Origin of the sequence: Lysinibacillus sp. GbtcB16, from assembly GCF_019091145.1 — a bacterium.
Taxonomy (GTDB): domain Bacteria; phylum Bacillota; class Bacilli; order Bacillales_A; family Planococcaceae; genus Lysinibacillus; species Lysinibacillus fusiformis.
Window position 1 is genome coordinate 1 of record NZ_JAGXJV010000331.1, and the last position, 276, is coordinate 276.

Genomic DNA, 276 nt, shown 5'->3' on the forward strand with positions numbered 1-276 from the left:
CGAGAATGATGGGCAGCCCTAACGTCTGCGGGAATTTTTGAAGAAAAGTAAGCATGCCTGCAAAGGGAGATACTCCTGCATTGACATTGACCATGCCGCTAGCATTGATGATTGGAAGCAAAAGGAATACGCCCATCCCCTCCAGCAAGCTTATGAGCACCATGCCAAGTACGCTGAGGATCAATTTGTTTCCCGAATAAGCATACAGCCTTTTGGTGAAATGGTAGATATGTTTCATGAACTCCCCCCCTTATTGCCATGCCTGTTTCCTGGTCT

The 276-nt window shown here is 47.1% G+C and carries 1 pseudogene; it reads right to left on the reverse strand.

Annotated features, from left to right (window positions below):
* Positions 1–238, reverse strand: a pseudogene (locus tag KVT27_RS24455) (ABC transporter ATP-binding protein); the annotation flags it as partial.
* Positions 239–276 lie beyond the last annotated feature (38 nt).